General features: G+C 72.5%; 18 protein-coding genes. 14 read left to right on the top strand and 4 right to left on the bottom strand.

The features are described 5' to 3' along the window. Positions 1-196 precede the first annotated feature (196 nt). Positions 197-1528 (top strand): MATE family efflux transporter, encoded by a 1332-nt coding sequence (locus O3597_RS18075; RefSeq protein ID WP_281601844.1) that lies wholly within the window; start codon positions 197-199, stop codon positions 1526-1528. On the opposite strand, the gene O3597_RS18070 is transcribed toward O3597_RS18075, so the two are convergent. After that, on the bottom strand, positions 1517-1849 hold the full coding sequence (locus O3597_RS18070) for a hypothetical protein (protein WP_281601843.1): 333 nt from the start codon (positions 1847-1849) through the stop codon (positions 1517-1519). The two genes, O3597_RS18075 and O3597_RS18070, sit on opposite strands and share 12 nt — an antisense overlap. Positions 1850-1992: 143 nt before the next feature. Here O3597_RS18070 and truB point away from each other — a divergent pair, with 143 nt between their 5' ends. The 6 genes from truB to dapB all read left to right on the top strand — a co-directional run bounded on the left by truB (position 1993) and on the right by dapB (position 9264). Next, positions 1993-2877, top strand: a complete 885-nt coding sequence (gene truB / locus O3597_RS18065) for a tRNA pseudouridine(55) synthase TruB (RefSeq protein WP_164445656.1) — start codon at positions 1993-1995, stop codon at positions 2875-2877. Between the two features lie 60 nt (positions 2878-2937). After that, positions 2938-3867, top strand: coding sequence for a bifunctional riboflavin kinase/FAD synthetase (locus O3597_RS18060; RefSeq protein WP_281601842.1), 930 nt, complete (start codon positions 2938-2940; stop codon positions 3865-3867). 193 nt (positions 3868-4060) lie between these two features. Next, complete coding sequence (gene rpsO, locus O3597_RS18055; protein WP_013732184.1) at positions 4061-4330, top strand: 30S ribosomal protein S15; 270 nt, start codon at positions 4061-4063, stop codon at positions 4328-4330. A 221-nt stretch (positions 4331-4551) separates the two neighbouring features. Next, on the top strand, positions 4552-6918 hold the full coding sequence (locus tag O3597_RS18050) for a polyribonucleotide nucleotidyltransferase (RefSeq protein WP_281601841.1): 2367 nt from the start codon (positions 4552-4554) through the stop codon (positions 6916-6918). A gap of 204 nt (positions 6919-7122) precedes the next feature. Then, the gene (locus tag O3597_RS18045) at positions 7123-8421 is read left to right on the top strand and encodes a pitrilysin family protein (RefSeq protein ID WP_281604576.1); all 1299 of its coding nucleotides are present in this window, start codon (positions 7123-7125) and stop codon (positions 8419-8421) included. A 69-nt stretch (positions 8422-8490) separates the two neighbouring features. After that, positions 8491-9264, top strand: a complete 774-nt coding sequence (gene dapB, locus O3597_RS18040; RefSeq protein ID WP_164445652.1) for a 4-hydroxy-tetrahydrodipicolinate reductase — start codon at positions 8491-8493, stop codon at positions 9262-9264. 29 nt (positions 9265-9293) lie between these two features. On the opposite strand, the gene O3597_RS18035 is transcribed toward dapB, so the two are convergent. Further along, on the bottom strand, positions 9294-9875 hold the full coding sequence (locus O3597_RS18035; RefSeq protein WP_281601840.1) for a GNAT family N-acetyltransferase: 582 nt from the start codon (positions 9873-9875) through the stop codon (positions 9294-9296). 35 nt (positions 9876-9910) lie between these two features. Between O3597_RS18035 and O3597_RS18030 the strand changes: the two genes are divergently transcribed. After that, positions 9911-11194: a glycosyltransferase family 87 protein gene (locus O3597_RS18030; protein WP_164445650.1), complete on the top strand. Its 1284-nt coding sequence runs from the start codon at positions 9911-9913 to the stop codon at positions 11192-11194. Here the strand turns inward: O3597_RS18030 and O3597_RS18025 are convergent. Further along, positions 11090-11644 (bottom strand): GNAT family N-acetyltransferase, encoded by a 555-nt coding sequence (locus O3597_RS18025; protein ID WP_281601839.1) that lies wholly within the window; start codon positions 11642-11644, stop codon positions 11090-11092. The two genes, O3597_RS18030 and O3597_RS18025, sit on opposite strands and share 105 nt — an antisense overlap. A 78-nt stretch (positions 11645-11722) precedes the next feature. On the opposite strand from O3597_RS18025, the gene O3597_RS18020 reads away from it, so the two are divergent. The 6 genes from O3597_RS18020 to O3597_RS17995 all read left to right on the top strand — a co-directional run bounded on the left by O3597_RS18020 (position 11723) and on the right by O3597_RS17995 (position 18470). Beyond that, complete coding sequence (locus tag O3597_RS18020; protein ID WP_281601838.1) at positions 11723-12952, top strand: crosslink repair DNA glycosylase YcaQ family protein; 1230 nt, start codon at positions 11723-11725, stop codon at positions 12950-12952. A gap of 5 nt (positions 12953-12957) precedes the next feature. Then, the gene (locus tag O3597_RS18015) at positions 12958-13563 is read left to right on the top strand and encodes a DUF2752 domain-containing protein (RefSeq protein ID WP_281601837.1); all 606 of its coding nucleotides are present in this window, start codon (positions 12958-12960) and stop codon (positions 13561-13563) included. Positions 13564-13626: 63 nt separating this feature from the next. After that, on the top strand, positions 13627-14370 hold the full coding sequence (gene thyX / locus O3597_RS18010; protein WP_164445984.1) for an FAD-dependent thymidylate synthase: 744 nt from the start codon (positions 13627-13629) through the stop codon (positions 14368-14370). Between the two features lie 78 nt (positions 14371-14448). Further along, a complete protein-coding gene (gene dapA / locus O3597_RS18005) occupies positions 14449-15375 on the top strand; it encodes a 4-hydroxy-tetrahydrodipicolinate synthase (protein ID WP_281601836.1) in 927 nt (308 codons plus the stop codon). A 52-nt stretch (positions 15376-15427) separates the two neighbouring features. Further along, positions 15428-17119 (top strand): ribonuclease J, encoded by a 1692-nt coding sequence (locus O3597_RS18000; RefSeq protein WP_281601835.1) that lies wholly within the window; start codon positions 15428-15430, stop codon positions 17117-17119. A gap of 166 nt (positions 17120-17285) precedes the next feature. After that, positions 17286-18470, top strand: a complete 1185-nt coding sequence (locus O3597_RS17995) for a S1 family peptidase (protein ID WP_164445645.1) — start codon at positions 17286-17288, stop codon at positions 18468-18470. Between the two features lie 47 nt (positions 18471-18517). On the opposite strand, the gene O3597_RS17990 is transcribed toward O3597_RS17995, so the two are convergent. Next, a complete protein-coding gene (locus O3597_RS17990) occupies positions 18518-20059 on the bottom strand; it encodes a YbjN domain-containing protein (RefSeq protein WP_281604575.1) in 1542 nt (513 codons plus the stop codon). Positions 20060-20110 lie beyond the last annotated feature (51 nt).

Below are 20110 nucleotides of genomic sequence, written 5' to 3'. Positions count from 1 at the left end.
CACCCGTCAGTGACGGTGTCCGGCCGGTGGTGACGTCCGGCCGCCGAAGCGTGCGACGTCACCACCGGTCCGAACGATTCCTGCGCGCCGCCGTACTGAGGGGCGGCGCCACCGCACTGACCCGGGACAACGTTCACCCCGGTAAGTAGCATCCCAGTTTGATCCCCTTACATTCCGCGTGCCACCATCGGCGCCGATGAGCCAGTCCACCCTTGCCGCCGATCGGGTCGCCTCGCCGCGCCGAATCGCCGCGCTAGCCCTGCCCGCCCTCGTGGTACTCGCCGCCGAGCCGCTCTACGTGCTCGTCGACACGGCGGTCGTCGGCCACCTGGGCCGGGTGCCGCTCGCGGCGGTGGCCGTCGGTGGCACCGTGATGACCCTCACCGCCTGGCTGGGGACCGTGGTCGCGTACGGCACGACCGGCCGTGCGGCCCGCCGGTACGGTGCCGGCGACCGCGCCGCGGCGGTGGCCGAGGGGGTCCAGGCGTCCTGGTCGGCCCTTGGTGTCGGGCTGGTGGTCGTCGTCGGCATGCAGATCGGCGGCGGTGCCCTGGCGGGTGCCCTGGCCGGCGGTGGTGAGGTGGCGCTCGCCGCCGCCGAGTGGCTGCGCATCGCCGCGTTCGGTGCTCCCGGGCTGCTGCTCGCCGCCGCCGGCAACGGTTGGCTGCGGGGTGTGCAGGACACCCGTCGGCCGCTGCTCTTCGTGGTCGGCCCCAACCTGCTCTCCGCGGTGCTCTGCCCGGTGCTGGTCTATCCGGTGGGCATGGGGCTGATCGGCTCGGCGGTGGCGAACGTGATCGCGCAGACCCTCTCCGGGGCCCTCTTCGCCGCCGCCCTGGTGGCCGAGCGGGTGGCACTGCGCCCGCGTCCCCGGGTCATCGGCCAGCAGCTGGTGCTCAGCCGGGACCTGCTGATCCGTGGGGTGGCCTTCCAGGCCAGTTTCCTGTCCGCCACGGCGGTGGCCGCCCGGTTCGGTGCCGCCACGGTGGGCGCCCACCAGATCGCCGTGCAGCTCTGGTTCTTCGCGGCGCTGGTGCTCGACGCGCTGGCGATCGCCGCGCAGGCGCTCGTCGGTGCGGCGCTCGGCGGTGGTGACGACGCGACGGCCCGGGCGCTGGCCCGCCGGATCGGCCGGCTGGGCGCGATCTGCGGTACGGCGTTCGCCGTGCTCGCCGCGGCCGGTGCCACCGTGGTGCCCACCTGGTTCACCTCCGATCGCGCGGTCCACGAGCAGGCGCTGGTGGCGTGGCCCTGGTTCGCCGCGATGCTGCCACTGGCCGGGGTGGTGTTCGCCCTCGACGGTGTGCTGATCGGCGCGGGCGACATCCGCTATCTGCGCAACCTCACCGTCGTCGGCGCGCTCGGCGGCTTCCTGCCGGCGATCTGGCTGGCGTACGCCCTCGATCTCGGGCTCGGTGGCATCTGGGCCGGGCTGATGCTGTTCACCGTGATCCGCCTGGTCGGGCTGCTGCTGCGGCTGCGCAGCGGTGGCTGGGCGGTCATCGGCGCGGAGCGCCTACCCGCCTGACAAGACCTGGCCGTAGAGCGCGTAGATGACGAGTACCAGGGCCAGGCTCGCCACGAAGGAGACGAGCAGGGCGAGGATCTTCACGGTGGTGGGGTAGCGCTGACGCAGGGGCTGCCGTCGCTGCCAGGCCCACCAGCGGCGCCGCAGGGCCCCGGCACCGGGCAGCGCGGCCACGCCCTCGGCGAGTCGGACCCCCAGCGTGCGCCTCGCCGGTGGTGGATTCAGCATCCAGTCCGGCAGCGCGCTGGGCTGATCGGGCGTATGCAGGCCGACCGAATCGTCGGGCCGACGCGCGCGATCGGGACCACGGTCCGTGCTCATCTCGTTCTCCCCGTGTCTGCCGGCGCGGCACTCACCGTCGCCGATGAGCCCATCGTGGCAGGGCGGTCCCAGCGCGAACATCCCGTTTTCAGCGCCCTGTCCGGTGCTCGGGCGGGCGCGCGGGTCTGGCAGGCTTGCACGTCGTGAGCACAGACGGCCTGATCGTGGTGGACAAGCCCGGCGGTATGACCTCGCACGACGTGGTCGCCCGGTTGCGTCGGTTGGCGCGGACCCGGCGGGTCGGTCACGGCGGCACGCTCGATCCGATGGCCACCGGGGTCCTGGTGATCGGGATCGGCCGGGCCACCCGACTGCTGACGTACGTGATCGGTGCGGACAAGAGCTACGCGGCGACCATCCGGCTGGGCCAGGCCACCGTCACCGATGACGCGGAGGGCGACGTGATCGCCACCACTCCCGCCGGGACGCTCACCGACGAGGCGGTCCGGGCCGCCCTGGCCGGGTTGACCGGGGAGATCGACCAGGTGCCGAGCGCGGTGAGCGCCATCAAGATCAACGGCCAGCGCGCGTACAAGCGGGTCCGTGCGGGGGAGAGCGTCGACCTGCCGGCCCGGCGGGTCACCGTGTCCCGGCTCGACGTGCTGGCGATCCGCCGGACCTCGCCCGACGTGGTCGACGTCGACATCGACGTGGCCTGCTCGACCGGGACGTACATCCGGGCGATCGCCCGCGACGCGGGTCTGGCCCTCGCCGTCGGTGGCCACCTGACCGCCCTGCGCCGCACCGCCGTGGGGGGGTTCACCGTGGCGGAGGCGGCCACTCTCGACGAGCTGGAGCACCGTGCGCCGGACGTGGTGGACCTGCCGCTCGCGGCCGCCGCCGAGCGGTTCTTCCCGCGCCGGGACGCCACCGAGGAGGAGGCGAAGGTGCTGTCGCACGGCGGTCCGCTCGATCCGGTCGGCCGCACCGGGCCGTACGCGGTCTTCGATCCGGCCGGTGGGCTGATCGCTATCGTCAGCGAGCGGGCCGGCCGGGCCCGCGCGGAGATCGTGCTCGCCCCGGCCTGACGCCGGGTACCGGACGGCCGACCGTCGGCGTTCGGCGGTGAACGACAGCGGAGGAGCAGCATGCAGCGGTGGCGGGGGTACGACGCGGCGCCCGGTGGCTGGGGACGGTCGGTCGTCACCATCGGCGTCTTCGACGGCGTGCACAAGGGGCACCAGGCGACGATCGGGCACGCCGTGGCCCGCGCCCGTGAACTCGGCGTCAAGTCGGTGGTGCTCACCTTCGACCCGCATCCGGCCGAGGTCGTGCGCCCCGGCTCCCATCCGGCGGTGCTGACCGAGCCGCACCGCAAGGCGGAGCTGATCGAGACCCTCGGGGCCGATGTGCTCTGTGTGATGCCGTTCACGCCCGAGGTGTCCCGGTTGTCGGCCGAGGCGTTCGTGCACGACGTGCTTGTCGAGAACCTGCACGCCGCTCTCGTGGTGGTGGGCGACAACTTCCGGTTCGGCCACCGGGCCGCCGGTGACGTGGCGCTGCTGGAGCGGCTCGGCCGCACCTTCGGGTTCGCCGTCGAGGCGCCGCCGCTGGTGGCCGGGTCGGGCACGGTCTTCTCCTCGACCTACATCCGCTCCTGCGTCGACGCGGGTGACGTGGCCGCCGCGGCGGCGGCGCTGGGTCGCCCGCACCGGTTGGAGGGGGTGGTCGTCCGCGGTGACCAGCGTGGGCGGGAACTCGGCTTCCCGACCGCGAACCTGCTCTGCCACCGAAACGCGGCGGTCCCGGCCGACGGCGTCTACGCCGCCCGGATGATCCGTCGAGGGCAGCGGCAGCCGCTCGCCGCCGCCGTGTCGATCGGCACCAACCCGACGTTCTCCGGCCGGGAGCGGCGGGTCGAGGCGTACGCGCTGGACTTCGACGGCGACCTCTACGGCGAGCGGCTGGCGCTGGACTTCGTGGCGCATCTGCGCGGCCAGACCCGCTTCGATTCGATCGAGCCGTTGATCGCCCAGATCGCCCAGGACGTCGAGCGGACCCGCCGGGCGCTGAACTGACCGGTCACCGACCCGCCCGTGGCCCTTGACCGGCCGGGTCGGGCGGGTGCTGGTAGGCTGGCTGGGACGTCGGCTGACCGACGTGGGGCCTCGCCTGCCTGCTCGACGCCGCGGGTGCGAGGACCGTCCGTCACCGGTGCCGTAGCCCGGCCCGACGGACCGCATTGAGACAACCCACCAGAACAGGGAGAACATGGCGCTCGACCAGCAGGCAAAGGCCAAGATCCGCGAGGAGTACGCGACCGCCGAGGGTGACACCGGGTCGCCCGAGGTGCAGGTCGCGGTCCTCACCAAGCGGATCGCCGACCTCACCGAGCACCTGAAGGTGCACAAGCACGACCACCACAGCCGCCGTGGGCTGCTGCTGCTGGTCGGCCGTCGCCGTCGGTTGCTCAACTACGTTCAGAAGAAGGACATCAACCGCTACCGGTCGCTCATCGAGCGGCTCGGCCTGCGCCGGTGACGTGACGGGGGAGTGGCCCACCAGGTCACTCCCCCGTCGGCGTCCCAACCGAGAAACGGGCCACGACCACCCAGACAAGGGAGCGTCGGCGTACCGGTCTCCGGTAGTGGCCTCCGGGCACCCCGGCATCCCGCCGGCGGTCCCGGGCGCTTCGATCGAAGACCGGCCGTCCGCACAGCTCCCGCGTCGTGGCCCCCGATGCGAAGGAGCATTGAAACAGCATGACCGAGACCAAACTCGGCACCGAAACCCGCACCGCCGTGATCGACAACGGGTCGTTCGGCACCCGTGAGATCACCTTCTCCACCGGACGGCTGGCCCGACAGGCCGCCGGGTCCGTCACCGCCCAGCTCGGCGAGACCGTCGTGCTGTCCGCCACCACCGCCGGTAAGCAGCCGAAGGAGCAGTTCGACTTCTTCCCGCTGACCGTCGACGTCGAGGAGCGGATGTACGCCGCGGGCCGCATCCCCGGCTCGTTCTTCCGTCGTGAGGGCCGGCCCAGCGAGGACGCCATCCTCACCTGCCGCCTGATCGACCGGCCGCTGCGCCCGTCGTTCGTCAAGGGCCTGCGCAACGAGGTCCAGGTCGTCGAGACGATCCTCGCGCTCGACCCGCAGCACCCGTACGACGTGGTCGCGATCAACGCCGCGTCGATGTCGACCAAGCTGTCCGGCCTGCCGTTCTCCGGCCCGATCGGGGCCACCCGGATGGCCCACGTGGACGGCCAGTGGGTCGCCTTCCCGACCCACGAGGAGCTGGCCCGGGCCACCTTCGACATGGTGGTTGCCGGCCGGGCCCTGCCCGACGGCGACGTCGCGATCATGATGGTCGAGGCGGAGGCCACCGAGCACACCGTGAAGCTGGTCGCCGGCGGGGCGCCCGCCCCGACCGAGGAGGTCGTGGCCAGCGGTCTGGAGGCCGCCAAGCCCGCCATCCGCGAGCTGTGCCGGGCGCAGAGCGAGCTGGCCGAGGTCGCCGCCAAGCCGGTCGCCGAGTACCCGGTCTTCCTGGATTACCAGGACGACGCGTACGACGCGGTCGCCGACCTGGCCCGCGCCGACGTCGCCGAGGCCCTGCAGATCGCCGGCAAGGCCGACCGCGAGGGGGCCCTGGACGCGATCAAGCTGCGGGTGCACGAGGAACTCGGCGCCCGCTTCGAGGGCCGCGAGAAGGAACTCTCCGCCGCGTTCCGGTCGCTGACCAAGTCCGAGGTGCGCAGCCGGGTGCTGCGCGAGCAGGTCCGCATCGACGGCCGGGGTCCGCGTGACATCCGCCCGCTGAGCGCCGAGGTGGGCGTGCTGCCCCGGGTGCACGGCTCGGCGCTGTTCGAGCGCGGCGAGACCCAGATCCTCGGCGTCACCACGCTCAACATGCTGCGCATGGAGCAGGCGCTGGACACCCTCTCTCCGGAGAAGTCCAAGCGCTACATGCACAACTACAACTTCCCGCCGTACTCCACCGGTGAGACCGGTCGGGTCGGCTCGCCGAAGCGCCGCGAGATCGGGCACGGCGCTCTGGCGGAGCGGGCGCTGATCCCGGTGCTGCCCTCGCGGGAGGAGTTCCCGTACGCGATCCGGCAGGTCTCCGAGGCGCTCGGCTCCAACGGCTCCACCTCGATGGGTTCGGTCTGCGCCTCGACGCTGGGCCTGCTCAGCGCCGGTGTGCCGCTGAAGGCGCCGGTCGCGGGCATCGCGATGGGCCTCATCTCCGACGAGGTCGACGGCAAGACCCAGTACGTCACGCTCACCGACATCCTCGGTGCCGAGGACGCCTTCGGCGACATGGACTTCAAGGTCGCCGGTACCCGCGACTTCGTCACCGCGTTGCAGCTCGACACCAAGCTCGACGGCATCCCGTCCGACGTGCTGGCCGCCGCCCTCGAGCAGGCCCACGAGGCGCGGCAGACCATCCTCGACGTGATGCAGCGGGCGATCGAGGCACCGGCCGAGATGTCCGACTACGCGCCCCGGGTGACCACGGTCAAGATCCCGGTTGACAAGATCGGCATGGTGATCGGCCCGAAGGGTCAGACCATCAACGCCATCCAGGACGAGACCGGCGCCGAGATCTCCATCGAGGACGACGGCACCATCTACGTCGGCGCGACGAACGGTCCGTCGGCGCAGGCCGCCGTCGAGCGGATCAACGCGATCGCCAACCCGACCCTGCCCAAGATGGGTGACCGGTTCCTCGGCACGGTGGTGAAGACCGCTCCGTTCGGTGCGTTCGTCTCGCTGCTGCCGGGCCGCGACGGCCTGCTGCACATCTCCAAGGTGGGCGACGGCAAGCGGGTCGAGAAGGTCGAGGACTTCCTCAACGTCGGCGACCGGGTCGAGGTGGAGATCGCCGACATCGACCAGCGCGGCAAGATCTACCTGGACAAGGTCCGCCCGGAGGGTGCCGAGGCGCCGGCCGCCGCAACCGGTGAGGAGCGGCCCGCGGGCCGCGACCGGGGTGGTGACCGGGGTCCGCGTGACCGGGGTGACCGCGAGCGCGGTGGCGACCGGGGCGCTCGTGGCCCCGAGCGTGGCGACGGTGGCGAGGGCGGCGGCGACAACCGTCCGCGACGCCGTACCCGGCACAGCTGACACGTGAACCGCTGACCGGCCGGGCGACACCGTCGCCCGGCCGGTTCGTTCGTCAACTCATCCATCCCCTCGTCGTACTGGAAGCAGGTGGCCGTGAGCCGGACCCGGCATTCGTCTTTCCTCGGCACCCGACCGGGGTCGACGCCGCGCGCCGGGCGGCAGGCCACCCCTACCGCTCGGGCCGCCGGTGGGTCGACCCGGGCGGTGACCCGGACCCTGAGCGACGATCCGCTGGGCGGCACGGTGCGCCGCACGGTGCTGCCCAACGGGCTGCGGGTGTTGACCGAGGCGATCCCGGCCATGCGCAGCGTCTCGTTCGGCATCTGGGTGGCTGTCGGCTCGCGGGACGAGACCGGCCCGCAGGCCGGTGCCGCCCACTTCCTGGAACACCTGCTGTTCAAGGGCACCCGCAAGCGGAACGCGCTGGAGATCTCCTCGGCCATCGAGGCGGTGGGCGGCGAGACCAACGCCTTCACCACGAAGGAGTACACCTGCTACTACGCCCGGGTGCTGGACGAGGACCTGCCCCTGGCCATCGACGTCATGTGCGACCTGGTCGCCGACTCGCTGCTGGAGCCGGCCGACGTGGAGACCGAACGCGGCGTGATCCTCGAGGAGATCGCCATGCACGACGACGAACCCGGCGACGAGGTGCACGACCTGTTCGCCCAGGCCGTCTACGGTGACCACCCGCTGGGCCGGCTGATCTCCGGCACCGCGGAGACCGTCACCCCGATGACCCGCCGGCAGATCCAGAGCTTCTACCGGCGGCGCTACGTCGCGCCGCAGATCGTCATCGCCGCCGCCGGCAACCTCGACCACACCGCCGTGGTGCGGCTGGTCCGCCAGGCGCTGCGGGGCACCCCGCTGGACACCGACCCGGCGGCGCCCGCGCCGCAGCGACCGGCCACCCCCGCCGTACGCACCCGGGCCGCCGCCACGGTGGTGGAGGCGAAGGAGACCGAGCAGGCGCACATCGTGCTGGGTTGCCCGGGCATCGACCGGCTCGACGAACGCCGCTTCGCTCTCGGGGTGCTGAACAACGTGCTCGGCGGCGGCATGTCCAGCCGGCTGTTCCAGGAGATCCGGGAGCGCCGCGGCCTCGCCTACTCCGTCTACTCCTACGCCAGCCAGTACGCCGACAGCGGCCTGTTCGGCGTCTACGCCGGCTGCGCCCCGGGTCGGGTCGACGAGGTGCTGGAGCTGACCCGGGCCGAGTTGGCGCGTACCGCCGCGCACGGCGTCACCGAGGCGGAACTGGCCCGGGGCAAGGGGATGAGCAAGGGTTCGTTCGTGCTCGGCCTGGAGGACACCGGTTCCCGGATGAGCCGGCTGGCCAAGGGCGAGCTGCTCTACGGGGACCTGGTGCCGGTCAACGAGCTGCTCGACCGGGTCGACGCGGTCACCCTCGACGACGTCAACGCCCTCGCCGCCGAACTGCTGGACCGGCCGATGTCCCTCGCCGTCGTCGGCCCGTTCGCCGGTCGGGACTTCAGCGCCTGACTCTTCCGGTCGAGCGGGTGGGCACCACCCTCGGGGTGTCCGCGTCCCGATTGGGATAGGTTGTGCCGCGTGACTGACGAGCAGGAGAAGAGCGCCACCGAGTCGATCAGGGTCGGCGTGCTGGGCGCCAGTGGTCGGATGGGTGCCGAGGTGTGCCGGGCCGTCGAGGCGGCCGCCGACATGAAACTGGTCGCGACGGTCGACCAGGACGACTGGTTGGCGAACGCCGCCGAGGCCGGCGCGGAGGTGCTCGTCGACTTCACCACTCCCGACGTCGTGCTGGACAACCTGCACTGGTGCATCGACCAGGGGATCCACGCGGTGGTCGGCACCAGCGGCTTCACCGAACAGCGGATCGAACAGGTACGCGGCTGGCTGGCCGGCCGGCCCGACGTGGGGGTGGTGATCGCCCCCAACTTCGGTCTCGGCGCGGTGCTGATGATGCAGTTCGCCGCGCGTGCCGCCCGCTACTTCGAGTCGGTCGAGATCATCGAGCAGCACCATCCGCGCAAGCTCGACGCGCCCAGCGGCACCGCCATGCACACCGCGCGCCTGGTCGCGGCGGCCCGCGCCGAGGCCGGCCTCGGTCCGGCACCGGATGCCACCAAGGACGAGATCGCCGGTGCCCGGGGTGCCGAGGTCGACGGGGTACGGGTGCACGCCGTGCGGGCCACCGGGCTGGTCGCCCACCAGGAGGTGCTCTTCGGCGCCACCGGCGAGACCCTGACCATCCGGCACGACTCGTACGACCGGGTCTCGTTCATGCCGGGCGTGCTGCTCGCGGTACGCGCGGTGCGCAACCGTCCGGGCCTGACCCTCGGCCTGGACGCCCTGCTCGACTGAGCGCGGCCGAGGCGGGCCGGACGGATCGGTCAGCCGGCCGGCGGCGGTTCCGTGGGGACGGCGACGTGCAGGCGTAGCTGGGGGACCAGCATGTCGTCGACGTCCAGCGCGCGTCCCGCGCCGTCGGGGGCCCAGCCGGCGGTGGTGAGGAACTTCCGGGACGCCTGGTCACCCTCGAACACCCACGCCACCGCCCGGTCGAAGTCTGACTCCCGCCACAGGTCGACGCTGGCGGCGAGCAGCCGGGAGCCGTGTCCGCGCCGGCCCCAGCGCGGCTCGACCAGCAGGTCGGTCACCGCCACCACGTCCGCGCCGAGCGCGTCGGCCGGTTCGTTCGGGGCCAGCGCCTCGGCATCGGCCGGGCCGGAGGCGGCGAAACCCACCAGATACGATTGCTCGGCCTGTTCGACGGCGACAAGCACCCGGTGGGTGTCGCCGGGCGGCTGGCGCACCGCGGCGTCCCAGCGCTCGGCCAGCGACGCCTCGTCGAGGTCGTCCAGCACGTCCCGGGGCAGCAGTCGCCGGTAGGCGACCCGCCAGGTGGCGAGCTGGATGCGGGCGATCTCGGCGGCGTCCTCCGGACGCGCCGGGCGGACGTACCCGAGACTCATGGCACGACAGCCTACGCAGGGCGAGGGAGGCGACGGTGGCGCAGGGTGCCAGGCGGACGGTGGGACAGGTCGCCGCGGTCGTGGTCCTCGCCGTTGCGGTGGCCGGGTTCCTGTCCGTGGCGGCCGTCCGGCACGGATTCTTCGACCTGCAGGTCTACCGGGGTGCCCTGGTCTGGTGGGTGCACGACGGCGGGGAGATCTACGACTACCTCAAGCCGGGCACCCAGTACGGCTTCACGTACCCACCCTTCGCCGCCCTGGTGATGCTGCCGATGGCGTACCTGTCCTGGCACGCCGCGATCGTGGTGAGCGTGGCCGCCGGCGTGCTGACCAGCGCGGTGCTGGTCTGGTGGCTGCTGGATCCGGTGTCCCGGCGCGTCGGTTGGACCCGCTGGTTCGCCTTCGCGGTGGCGCTGTGCCTGGTCGCCGCCTTCGAACCGATGCGCGAGACGATCAACTTCGGCCAGGTCAACACGCTGCTGCTCTTCCTGGTGGCGGTGGATCTGCTCCGGCTGCTGCCGGGCGGCAACAGATGGGCCGGGATCGGCATCGGCCTGGCCACCGCGATCAAACTCACGCCGGGCATCTTCATCGTCTACCTGCTGGTGACCCGACGATGGCGCGCCGCGGTGACCGCGTCGGGCACCGCGACCGCCGCGACCGTGCTGGCCGCCGCGCTGTTTCCGGACGCCTCCCGGGAGTTCTGGACCAGCGCTCTGTGGAACACCGGGCGCGTCGGTGAGCTGGCCTTCGTCTCCAACCAGTCGCTGCGCGGCGTGGTGGCCCGGCTCGACCCGGAGAGTCCCAGCACGCTGGCCTGGCTGCTGCTGGTCGCCGGGACGCTGGTGCTCTGGGCGTGGCGGTCCCGCGTCGCGGCGTCCGTCGGCGACGAGGCCACCGGGCTGGCCCTGACCGGCGCGGTGATGTGCCTGGTCAGTCCGGTCACCTGGGTGCATCACCTGGTCTGGCTGTTGCCGGGCCTGCTGCTGCTGGTGGACCGCGGCATGGCCGCCCCGCCGGGCGGCCGGCGCCGCGTCCTGCTGGCCTGCGCGGCCGTCGGGTACGCGTTCCTGACCAGCCGGATCGTCTGGGCGTGGGAGGAGGACTTCACCGGCCTCGACGGTTTCCTGTTCGGCAACACCTACGTCTGGATCAGTCTGGCGCTGCTGGTCTTCCTGCCGGTACACCGGGTCGTGCCCCGGTCGCCGTCGGCCTCAGCCACCGTCGAGCCGGCCGCTGTACCGCAGTTCGACAAGCTCGATCGCCGGTCGGCCGCCGGACAACGGCACCGGATAGGTCGACCGCTCACCGTCCGGTGACAACCCGGCCCGCGCGTAGAACCGGCGGGCCCGGTCGTTGGCCGCCAGCACCCAGAGCCGGTACTGCGCCCAGCCGGACTCACGCAGGCCCGACCGGGCCGCCGCGAACAGGGTCCGAGCGGTGCCGTCACCCCAGTGCTCAGGCGTGACGTAGAGGCTGACCACCTCGCCGTACGCCGGGTCGAGGTCGCCGCGATCCTGGTCGTTGCGGTACGGCCCGAAGGTGGCGAACCCGACGAGCGTGCCGTGCTCCTCGGCCAGCAGGGTGGTGAACGGGTGGTCCGGGTCGGCGGTGCCGAGGGCCCGCCGGCGCTGCGCCCAGGCGACCGGGTTGAGCCGGTCGAGCACCTCGTCCGGCATGATTCCGGCGTAGCCGGCCTGCCAGCCGCGCACGTGCACCCGGGCCACCGCCTCGGCGTCGTCGGGCTGCTCACGGCGAATGCAGGGCATGTACGTAGTTCTAGGCCGCCGGGGCGGGCAGGTCCAGTGTCCGCACCGATGTCGTACGTCTGCCGTAGCCTGCCTGCGATGGCCGCACCGGAATCGCTCTCGCTCGCCCAGGCCCGCCGCGTCGCGCTGGCCGCACAGGGCTTCGCCGATCCGGCGCCCACCGGGGCGCCCACCCGCCGGCACCTGCGTCGGGTGCTCGACCGGATCGGGTTGATCCAGATGGATTCGGTGAACGTCCTGCAACGGGCGCACTACCTGCCGCTCTACAGCCGGCTCGGGCCCTATCCCACCACCCTGCTCGACTCCGCCGCCTACCGCCGCCCCCGCGAGTTGTTCGAGTACTGGGGCCACGAGGCGTCGTTGGTGCCGGTCGTCCTGCATCCGGCGCTGCGCTGGCGGATGGCGAGGGCGCACACCGACGCCTGGGGTGGGATGCGCCGCATCGCCGCCGAGCAGCCCGCCCTGGTCGCCTGGGTGCGCGACGAGGTGGCCGCCCGGGGGCCGCTGACCGTGGCCGAGATCGAGCACGACGCGCCCCGCCAGACCGGGAACTGGGGGTGGAACTGGTCGGCGGTCAAGCAGGCCCTGGAATATCTCTTCTGGGCCGGCGAGGTGTGCGCGGCACAACGCACCGGTTCCTTCGCCCGCCGCTACGACCTGCCGGAACGGGTGCTGCCGGCGGAGGTGCTGGACGCACCGACGCCGTCCGACGCACAGGCGTACCGCACCCTGGTGGCGATCGCGGCCCGGTCGCTCGGGGTGGCCGCGGAGCCGGAGCTGCGCGACTATTTCCGGCTGCCGGTGGCCGGCGCGCGGCAGGCCATCGCCGACCTGGTCGAGGCGGGGGAGCTGCGACCGGTCACGGTGCAGGGGTGGCGGCAGCCGGCCTGGTTGCACGCCGAGGCCCGGCTACCCCGCTGGGTACGCGGCAACGGCCTGGTGAGCCCCTTCGACCCGCTGGTCTGGGAACGCGCCCGCACCGAACGACTGTTCAACTTCAGCTACCGCATCGAGATCTACGTGCCCGCGCCGCAGCGTGTGCACGGCTACTACGTGCTGCCGTTCCGCCAGGGGGACCGCTTTACCGCCCGGGTCGACCTGAAGGCGGACCGCAAGTCCGGAGTGCTGCTGGTGCCGGCCGCCTGGGTGGAGCCGGGTGCCGACCCGGGAGAGACGGCGCTCGCCCTCGCCGCCGAGCTGTACCGCCTGGCCGGCTGGCTCGGCCTGGACGCGGTGGCCCCGCCGGCCGCCGGTGACCTCGCGGCGCCGCTGGCCGCCGCGTTGGTGGGCGTTGCGGGTGTACGGTGAGGCTCGTGACGAGCGTTGACCGACCGGACGCCCAGCCGCGGCCCGACCTGCACGGCGAGCACCCCAATGGTGGCCCGGACGGTCACCCGTCCGGTTGGCCGGCGGGTGCGGCGCCGCAGGGCGACTGGCCGGCTGGTTACCCGGCCGGCTATCCGGTGGCCGAGTCCGACCGTCTCACCCGGTTCGTGCAACGGGCGCACGCCCGCACGCCGCGCTGGGTGGTGCCGTTGGCCGCGGTCGGCTGTGTCGCCGCCGGCATCGGGTACACGCTGCTCAGCGATCCCACCCGCTCCGCGCCCGACGCCCTGCCGACCTGCCTGCTCAAGCTGACCACCGGGCTGGACTGCCCGGGGTGCGGCGGCACCCGTGCCCTCTGGTACGTGCTGCACGCCGACCTGCCGGCCGCCGCCCGCCACCACTTCCTCTTCGTCTTCGCGCTGCCCTTCCTGGCGTACCTCTTCGTCGCCTGGGCCGGTCGGCAGGCGTTCGGTTGGCGGCTGCCCGAGCTGCGCATCGGTCCGAAGCTGGTCGGCGGCTTCCTCGCCGCCTGGCTCGCCTTCTCGGTGGTCCGCAACCTGCCGTGGCCACCCTTCACCGCCCTCTACGTGTAGCGGCCCGGACCGGCGTTTTCTGCTCGTCGGTGGGTCTCGGCTACAGTCCCAGGAATGCCGGAGATGGTGCAGCCCCAGGTCAAGCTGATCGCGTGGACACACTTCGATCCACCGGAGGACGTGCCGTGGTCGACCGACGCCGACGGGGGGCAGGCGCTCGCGGAGTTCGCCGGGCGGGCCTGCTACCAGAGCTGGAAGAAGCCGAATCCGGCGACGGCCACCAACGCCGGCTACCTGGCGCACATTCTGGAGGTCGGGCACCTCTCGGTGCTGGAGCACGGCTCGGTGAGCTTCTACTTCAGCGGCGTGTCCCGCTCGTTCACCCATGAGCTGATCCGGCACCGGCACTTCTCGTACTCGCAGCTGTCACAGCGGTACGTGCCGGAGCGGGACGCCGCGATGGTGGAGCCGACGGTCATCGCCGAGGACCCGGAGCTGCACAAGCGGTTCGTCGAGGCCGCCGAGGCGAGCGTACGGGCCTACAACGATCTGCTGGAGGGGCTGGAACGTCGCTTCGCCGACGTGACGAACCCGACCCTGCGGCGCAAGCAGGCCCGCCAGGCGGCCCGGGCGGTGCTCCCGAACGCCACCGAGACCCGCATCGTGGTGACCGGCAACTACCGGGCCTGGCGGCACTTTGTCGGCATGCGCGCCACCGAGCACGCCGACGTGGAGATCCGTGAGCTGGCGGTGGAGTGCCTGCGGCAGTTGCAGCGGGTCGCGCCGAACGTCTTCGCGGACTTCACCATCACGACGCTGCCCGACGGCACGGAGGTGGCGCAGAGCCCGCACGCCGAGGCGTCCTGACCGGTTGCGGACCGCCCGCCCGGGGGTGGTGAGCCCTTCCCCGGTGGCCGGCCGTCGGCCGTCCGATAGGTTGTCACCATGACGCACGACCACCTCGACGCTCCGGTCCGAACGGCCTCCCGTCCGTTCGGCCGGGTGCTCACGGCCATGGTGACCCCGTTCACCGCCGACGGGGCGCTCGACCTCGACGGAGCGGCGCGGCTGGCGGATCATCTGGTCACCGAGCAGGGCAACGACGCGTTGGTGGTCAACGGCACCACCGGCGAGTCACCGACCACCACGGACGCCGAGAAGGAACGCCTGATCCGGGCCGTGGTGGAGGCCGTCGGCGACCGGGCCCGGGTGGTGGCCGGGGTCGGCACCAACGACACCCGACACACCATCGAGCTGGCGACCTCGGCGGAGAAGGCCGGCGCCCACGGGCTGCTGGTGGTCACGCCGTACTACAACAAGCCGCCGCAGACCGGTCTGCTGCACCACTTCACCGCGGTGGCCGACGCCACCGGGCTGCCGGTGATGCTCTACGACATCCCGCACCGCTCCGGTGTGGCGATCGAGACCGAGACCCTGGTCCAGCTCGCCGAGCACGGTCGGATCGTCGCGGTCAAGGACGCCAAGGGCGACCTGACGGCGACGAGCTGGGTGACCAGCCGGGCCGAGCTGGCGTACTACAGCGGCGAGGACTCGCTCACCCTGCCCGCCCTGGCCGTCGGCTGCGTCGGCGTGGTGGGCACCTCCACGCACTTCACGGGCGCCGAGACCAAGCGGATGATCGAGGCGTTCGACACGGGGGACACGGCCACCGCACTGGCGCTGCACCGCCGCCTGCTACCGCTGTTCACGGGGATTTTCCGTACCCAGGGCGTGATCCTGGTCAAGGCCGGCCTGACGGTGCAGGGCCTGCCTGGCGGGCCGGTCCGACCGCCGTTGGTGGACGCCACCGACGGCGAGATCGCCCAGCTGCGCGCTGACTGCGCGGCGGCGGGCCTGCCGCTCCCTGAATGATCAAACGACACGACGGACGCCGGGTGACGGCGTCGCAGAATGAGGTGAACGCGTGACCGAGGCGCACAACGAGGAGGCCCAACTTCCACCGCCGCTGCCGGAGGGCGGACTGCGGATCATACCGCTCGGCGGGCTCGGCGCCATCGGCCGGAACATGACCGTCTTCGAGTACGACGGCAAGCTGCTGGTCGTCGACTGCGGCGTGCTCTTCCCGGACGTGGAACAGCCCGGTGTCGACCTGATCCTGCCGGACTTCGGACCGATCCTCGATCGGCTCGGCGACATCCAGGCGATCGTGCTGACACACGGTCACGAGGATCACATCGGCGCGGTGCCCTACCTGCTCGCCCACAAGCCCGACATCCCGCTGGTCGGCTCGCAGTTCACCCTCGCGCTGGTGGAGGCGAAGCTGGCCGAGCGGCGCATCCAGCCGTACACGCTCACGGTGCGGGAGGGCGGTCGGGAGCGACTGGGTCCGTTCGAGTGCGAGTTCTTCGCCGTGAACCACTCGATTCCCGACGCGCTCGCGGTGGCCATCCGGACCCCGGCCGGGCTGGTGCTGCACACCGGCGACTTCAAGATGGACCAGCTGCCGCTGGACGGTCGCATCACCGACCTGGCCGGCTTCGCCCGGCTCGGCGCCGAGGGCGTGGACCTGCTGTTGTCGGACTCCACGAACGCGGAGATCCCGGGCTTCGTCACGCCCGAGCGGGAGATCGGCCCGGTCCTCGACTCGATCTTCGCCAAGGCCCGGGGCCGGATCATCGTGGCCTCGTTCGCCTCCCACGTGCACCGGGTGCAGCAGGTCTTCGACTCGGCCGCCGAGCACGGCCGCAAGGTCGCCCTGATCGGCCGGTCGATGGTCCGCAACATGGGCATCGCCCGGGATCTCGGCCTGCTGAACATTCCACCCGGCCTGGTCGTCGGGCTGGACGAGGCGACCTCGATGCCGCCCGAGCGGATCGTGCTGATGTCCACCGGTTCGCAGGGCGAGCCGATGAGCGCGCTGGGCCGGATGGCCAGTGGCGACCACCGGCACATCACCATCGCGCCCGGTGACACCGTGGTGCTCGCCTCGTCGCTGGTGCCGGGGAACGAGACCTCCGTCTACCGGGTGATCAACCGACTGGCCCGGGCCGGTGCGGTGGTCGTGCACAAGGACGTGGCGAAGGTGCACGTCTCCGGGCACGCCCCGGCCGGGGAACTGCTCTACCTGCTCAACGTGGTCCGGCCCAGCAACCTGATGCCGGTGCACGGCGAGTGGCGGCACCTGCGGGCCCACGCCCGGCTGGGCATCGAGACCGGCGTGGCGGCGGACCGGGTGGTGCTCTGCGAGGACGGCGACGTGGTCGACCTGGTGGAGGGGCGGGCCAGCCTGGTGGGCCGCGTCAAGAGCCGGTACGTCTACGTCGACGGCCTGGCCGTCGGTGACGTGAGTGAGTCACTGCTGACCGAGCGGCGCATCCTCGGTGACGGTGGCTTCATCGCCGCCACCGTGGTGGTGGACTCGGTCACCGGCAAGGTGGTCGCCGGCCCGACCGTCTCGGCCAAGGGCTTCTCGGAGGATCAGGCGGCGTTCAACGCGGTGATCCCGCTGGTGACCGAGGCGCTCAACCGGGCCGCCGCGGACGGGATCACCGACCCGCACCAGCTTCAGCAGATCGTCCGGCGCACCGTGGGTCGCTGGGTCAACGACGCCTACCGTCGTCGTCCGATGATCGTTCCTACCGTGGTCGAGGTCTGAACACCGGACGTACCGGACCGACTCCGGTGGGCCACCACACCCCGGCGGGTGGTGGCCCATCGGCGTCAGTAGATCGATTTATAACGTGCGAGTTCAACCGTTCGAGCGGTTTGCCCGTACTCCGAGCCGGCAGGCGTGACCGCGCCGGCCGGGAGGAGCGTGGCGGATGGACCGCAGACGATTGACAGCCATCGGTGTCGTGGTGGCGGCCGTGGGCGCGGCGGCGGCCGTCGCCCTGCCGTCGTTCGCCGGTGACGGTGGCGCGCCGGCCGGCGCACCGGCCAGCGGGGTGGTCGAGGGCGCCGACCCGGACGTGGTCGAGGCGATGCGTCGGGACCTGCGGCTGAACGACTCGCAGGTGGCCGCCCGACTGAAGACCGAACGCTGGGCCTCCGGAGTGGTCGACCAGCTCCGGACGGACCTTGGCGCGGCCTACGGCGGCAGCTGGCTCAGCGCCGACGGCAGCGAACTCAACGTGGCGGTCGCCGACGCGGCCCAGGCGCGGCGGGTCCGGGCCGCCGGTGCGGTGCCGAAGGTGGTCGAGCGTGGGGTCGGCCAGCTCGACACCCTCAAGAGCCGGATGGACCGTACCGCCGCCCGGGCCCAGCAGGTCTCCGGCTGGTACGTCGACGTCGCCTCGAACAGCGTGGTGGTGCTCGCCGAGCCGGGCGCCGAGGCGGCCGGTTGGCGTTTCGTGGCCCGCGCCGGCGTGCCGCGAACCGCGGTGCGGATGGCCACCGAGGAGCAGCCCCGGCTCTTCGCCGACGTACGCGGCGGTGAGCCCTACTTCATCGGTAGCGGCCGTTGCTCGGTCGGCTTCGCGGTGGTCGGCGGCTTCGTCACCGCTGGTCACTGCGGGCGGGTCGGTGCCCGCACCACCGGTGCCGACCGGGCACCGCAGGGCGTCTTCCGGGCCTCGTCCTTCCCCGGTGACGACTGGGCCTTCGTGCAGGTCAACAACAACACCAGGGTGCTGCCGGAGGTGACCGACTTCCGCGGCGGGGTGGCCCGGGTGGCCGGTTCACAGGAGGTGCCGGTGGGCTCGTCGATCTGCCGCTCCGGTTCCACCACGGGGGTGCGGTGCGGCACGGTGCAGGCCCGCAACGCCACCGTCCGTTACCCGGAAGGGCTGGTGGGCGGCCTGGTACGGACCAACGTCTGCGCCGAGCCCGGTGACTCCGGCGGCTCCTGGATCTCGGGCAACCAGGCGCAGGGCGTGACCTCCGGTGGCTCCGGCGACTGCGTCCGCGGCGGCACCACCTTTTACCAGCCGGTCAACGAGATCCTCCAGCGCAACAACCTGACCCTGCTCACCACGCAGAACTTCCGCGCCCTGAGCAGCCGGCGCTGATCCGTCGATCCCGGTCGGGTGCTGTTCCGCGCCCGACCGGGTCAGGATCAGGGCAGGGCGGTGACCGCCGCCGCGTACGCGACGCCGGTGCGGATCGCCGCGTCGACGAGCACCGCGACCTGATCCGGGGCGACCCCGTATGCCAGGTCGGTGGTCACCTCGCCGGCCAGCACCAGCTCACCGTCGCCCGGATCGTGCGCGTACGCCTTGGGCAGCAGCCGGTCCCGGTTCCAGGCGTTGCAGAAGGCGTACGCCTCCGTGCGCCGGGTCGCCGCCAGCCGACGCCCGGCCACCACCCGGGCGTGCAGGATGTCCTGGTGCGCCCCAGCCCGCCGGAACTGGATCACCGCGTCATCCCAGCGTCCGAGCACCGTGCCGGCGGGGTCGACGGTGTAGTCGTCCCCGCGCCGGTCCAGCGCCTCGGTGATCATTGACACGGTCAACGCGCCGATCTCGTCCACGGCCATCCCGGAGGTACCACCGAGCGACGTCGACCGGCCAGCGGGGCCGTCGGGTTCCCCGTCCGGCCCGAACTCGTCGTCGGACCCGAACTCCTCGTCGGCGGGCAGCGGCACCGCCGGGGCGAGTGGACGCTCGGCCAGCCAGGCCGCCATCCGACCGGACTGGTGCCCGGTGCCGTTGCGGGCGTCGAAGCTGCCGGCCAGCGTGGTCGCGACGGCGAGCAGTTCGGCACCGAGCTGAGTCGCCGTGACCTCGGCGGCCGGTCGCCCACGGTACGCCGGCCGGCGTACCATCCGGCCGGCGTCCGCCTCGCCCGCCAGGCCGCAGACCAACGCACCCGCCGCGGCGAACTCCATCACGGACAGGTCCTCGTGTGGGGCGTCCAGTCGGGGCAGCTGCTCGACGACGATCTCCAAACCGCGGTCGAGGTGCCCACCGAGTGCACAGAAGCGCAGGTGATTGGCGAGGTGGCCGAACCCGTCGGGCTCCGTCCGATGTCGCCGGTACGCCCGCATGTGCGCGTGGCCCGCCTGCTCCGGCCGGCCGGCCCGCAACCAGGGCAGCAGCGCCGCGGTCAGGGCCGCCTCGGGCTGGGCGGTGCAGCCGGCCGGCGCGTCGAGCAGCGGATCGAGCACGTCGAGCGCCGCGGTCCAGTCGCCCCAGCCGGCCAGTAGCCGCGCCTGCCGTACCGGCAGGCAGTCGGGGCACCCGGCGGCCGGGTCGGGTGCCGCGACCCGCCACCGGGCCAGCCAGCGTCGGGCGGCGGGCTCGTCGCCCACGTGGTCGGCGATCCGGCACCGCAGCTGCGCCACCAGCGCCGTGTTCGTCTCGCCCCCCGCGCCGACGAGCCCGTCCAGCAGGCCGTGCGCCTGGTCCAGGCCGATGCGAGGGGTGCCGAGCAGCGCCTCGACGGCGTACCGCCGGTAGCGGCGCAGCGTGTCGTCGTCCGTCTCCGCCGCGCGCAGGCACCGTTGCACGGGCTCGAACAGCCGCCACCGCTCGCCGCCGCGCAGGTGCGTCTCGACCAGCTCGCACCAGGCGTCCAGCGCCCTGTGTCGATCACCGTCCGCCTCGGCGAGGGCGGCAACCCGTTCCAACTCGCCGACGCGCAGCTCGCCGTCGGGCATGTCCCGGGCGTCGGCGAGGGCGTCGGCGTTTCGCTGCTCGGCGCGTACGCC

The organism is Verrucosispora sp. WMMA2044 (assembly GCF_027497155.1).
GTDB lineage: Bacteria > Actinomycetota > Actinomycetes > Mycobacteriales > Micromonosporaceae > Micromonospora > Micromonospora palythoicola.
This window is presented reverse-complemented; position numbering and strand designations above follow the sequence as displayed.

Coding starts and splice junctions, on each gene's coding strand:
- rpsO (WP_013732184.1), top strand. CDS start 4,061: ATGGCGCTCGACCAGCAGGCAAAGGCCAAGATCCGCGAGGAGTACGCG.
- O3597_RS18060 (WP_281601842.1), top strand. CDS start 2,938: ATGCAGCGGTGGCGGGGGTACGACGCGGCGCCCGGTGGCTGGGGACGG.
- dapA (WP_281601836.1), top strand. CDS start 14,449: ATGACGCACGACCACCTCGACGCTCCGGTCCGAACGGCCTCCCGTCCG.
- O3597_RS18070 (WP_281601843.1), bottom strand. CDS start 1,849: ATGAGCACGGACCGTGGTCCCGATCGCGCGCGTCGGCCCGACGATTCG.
- O3597_RS18020 (WP_281601838.1), top strand. CDS start 11,723: ATGGCCGCACCGGAATCGCTCTCGCTCGCCCAGGCCCGCCGCGTCGCG.
- O3597_RS17995 (WP_164445645.1), top strand. CDS start 17,286: ATGGACCGCAGACGATTGACAGCCATCGGTGTCGTGGTGGCGGCCGTG.
- O3597_RS18035 (WP_281601840.1), bottom strand. CDS start 9,875: ATGAGTCTCGGGTACGTCCGCCCGGCGCGTCCGGAGGACGCCGCCGAG.
- O3597_RS18025 (WP_281601839.1), bottom strand. CDS start 11,644: ATGCCCTGCATTCGCCGTGAGCAGCCCGACGACGCCGAGGCGGTGGCC.
- O3597_RS18050 (WP_281601841.1), top strand. CDS start 4,552: ATGACCGAGACCAAACTCGGCACCGAAACCCGCACCGCCGTGATCGAC.
- thyX (WP_164445984.1), top strand. CDS start 13,627: ATGGTGCAGCCCCAGGTCAAGCTGATCGCGTGGACACACTTCGATCCA.
- O3597_RS18075 (WP_281601844.1), top strand. CDS start 197: ATGAGCCAGTCCACCCTTGCCGCCGATCGGGTCGCCTCGCCGCGCCGA.
- O3597_RS17990 (WP_281604575.1), bottom strand. CDS start 20,059: ATGCCCGACGGCGAGCTGCGCGTCGGCGAGTTGGAACGGGTTGCCGCC.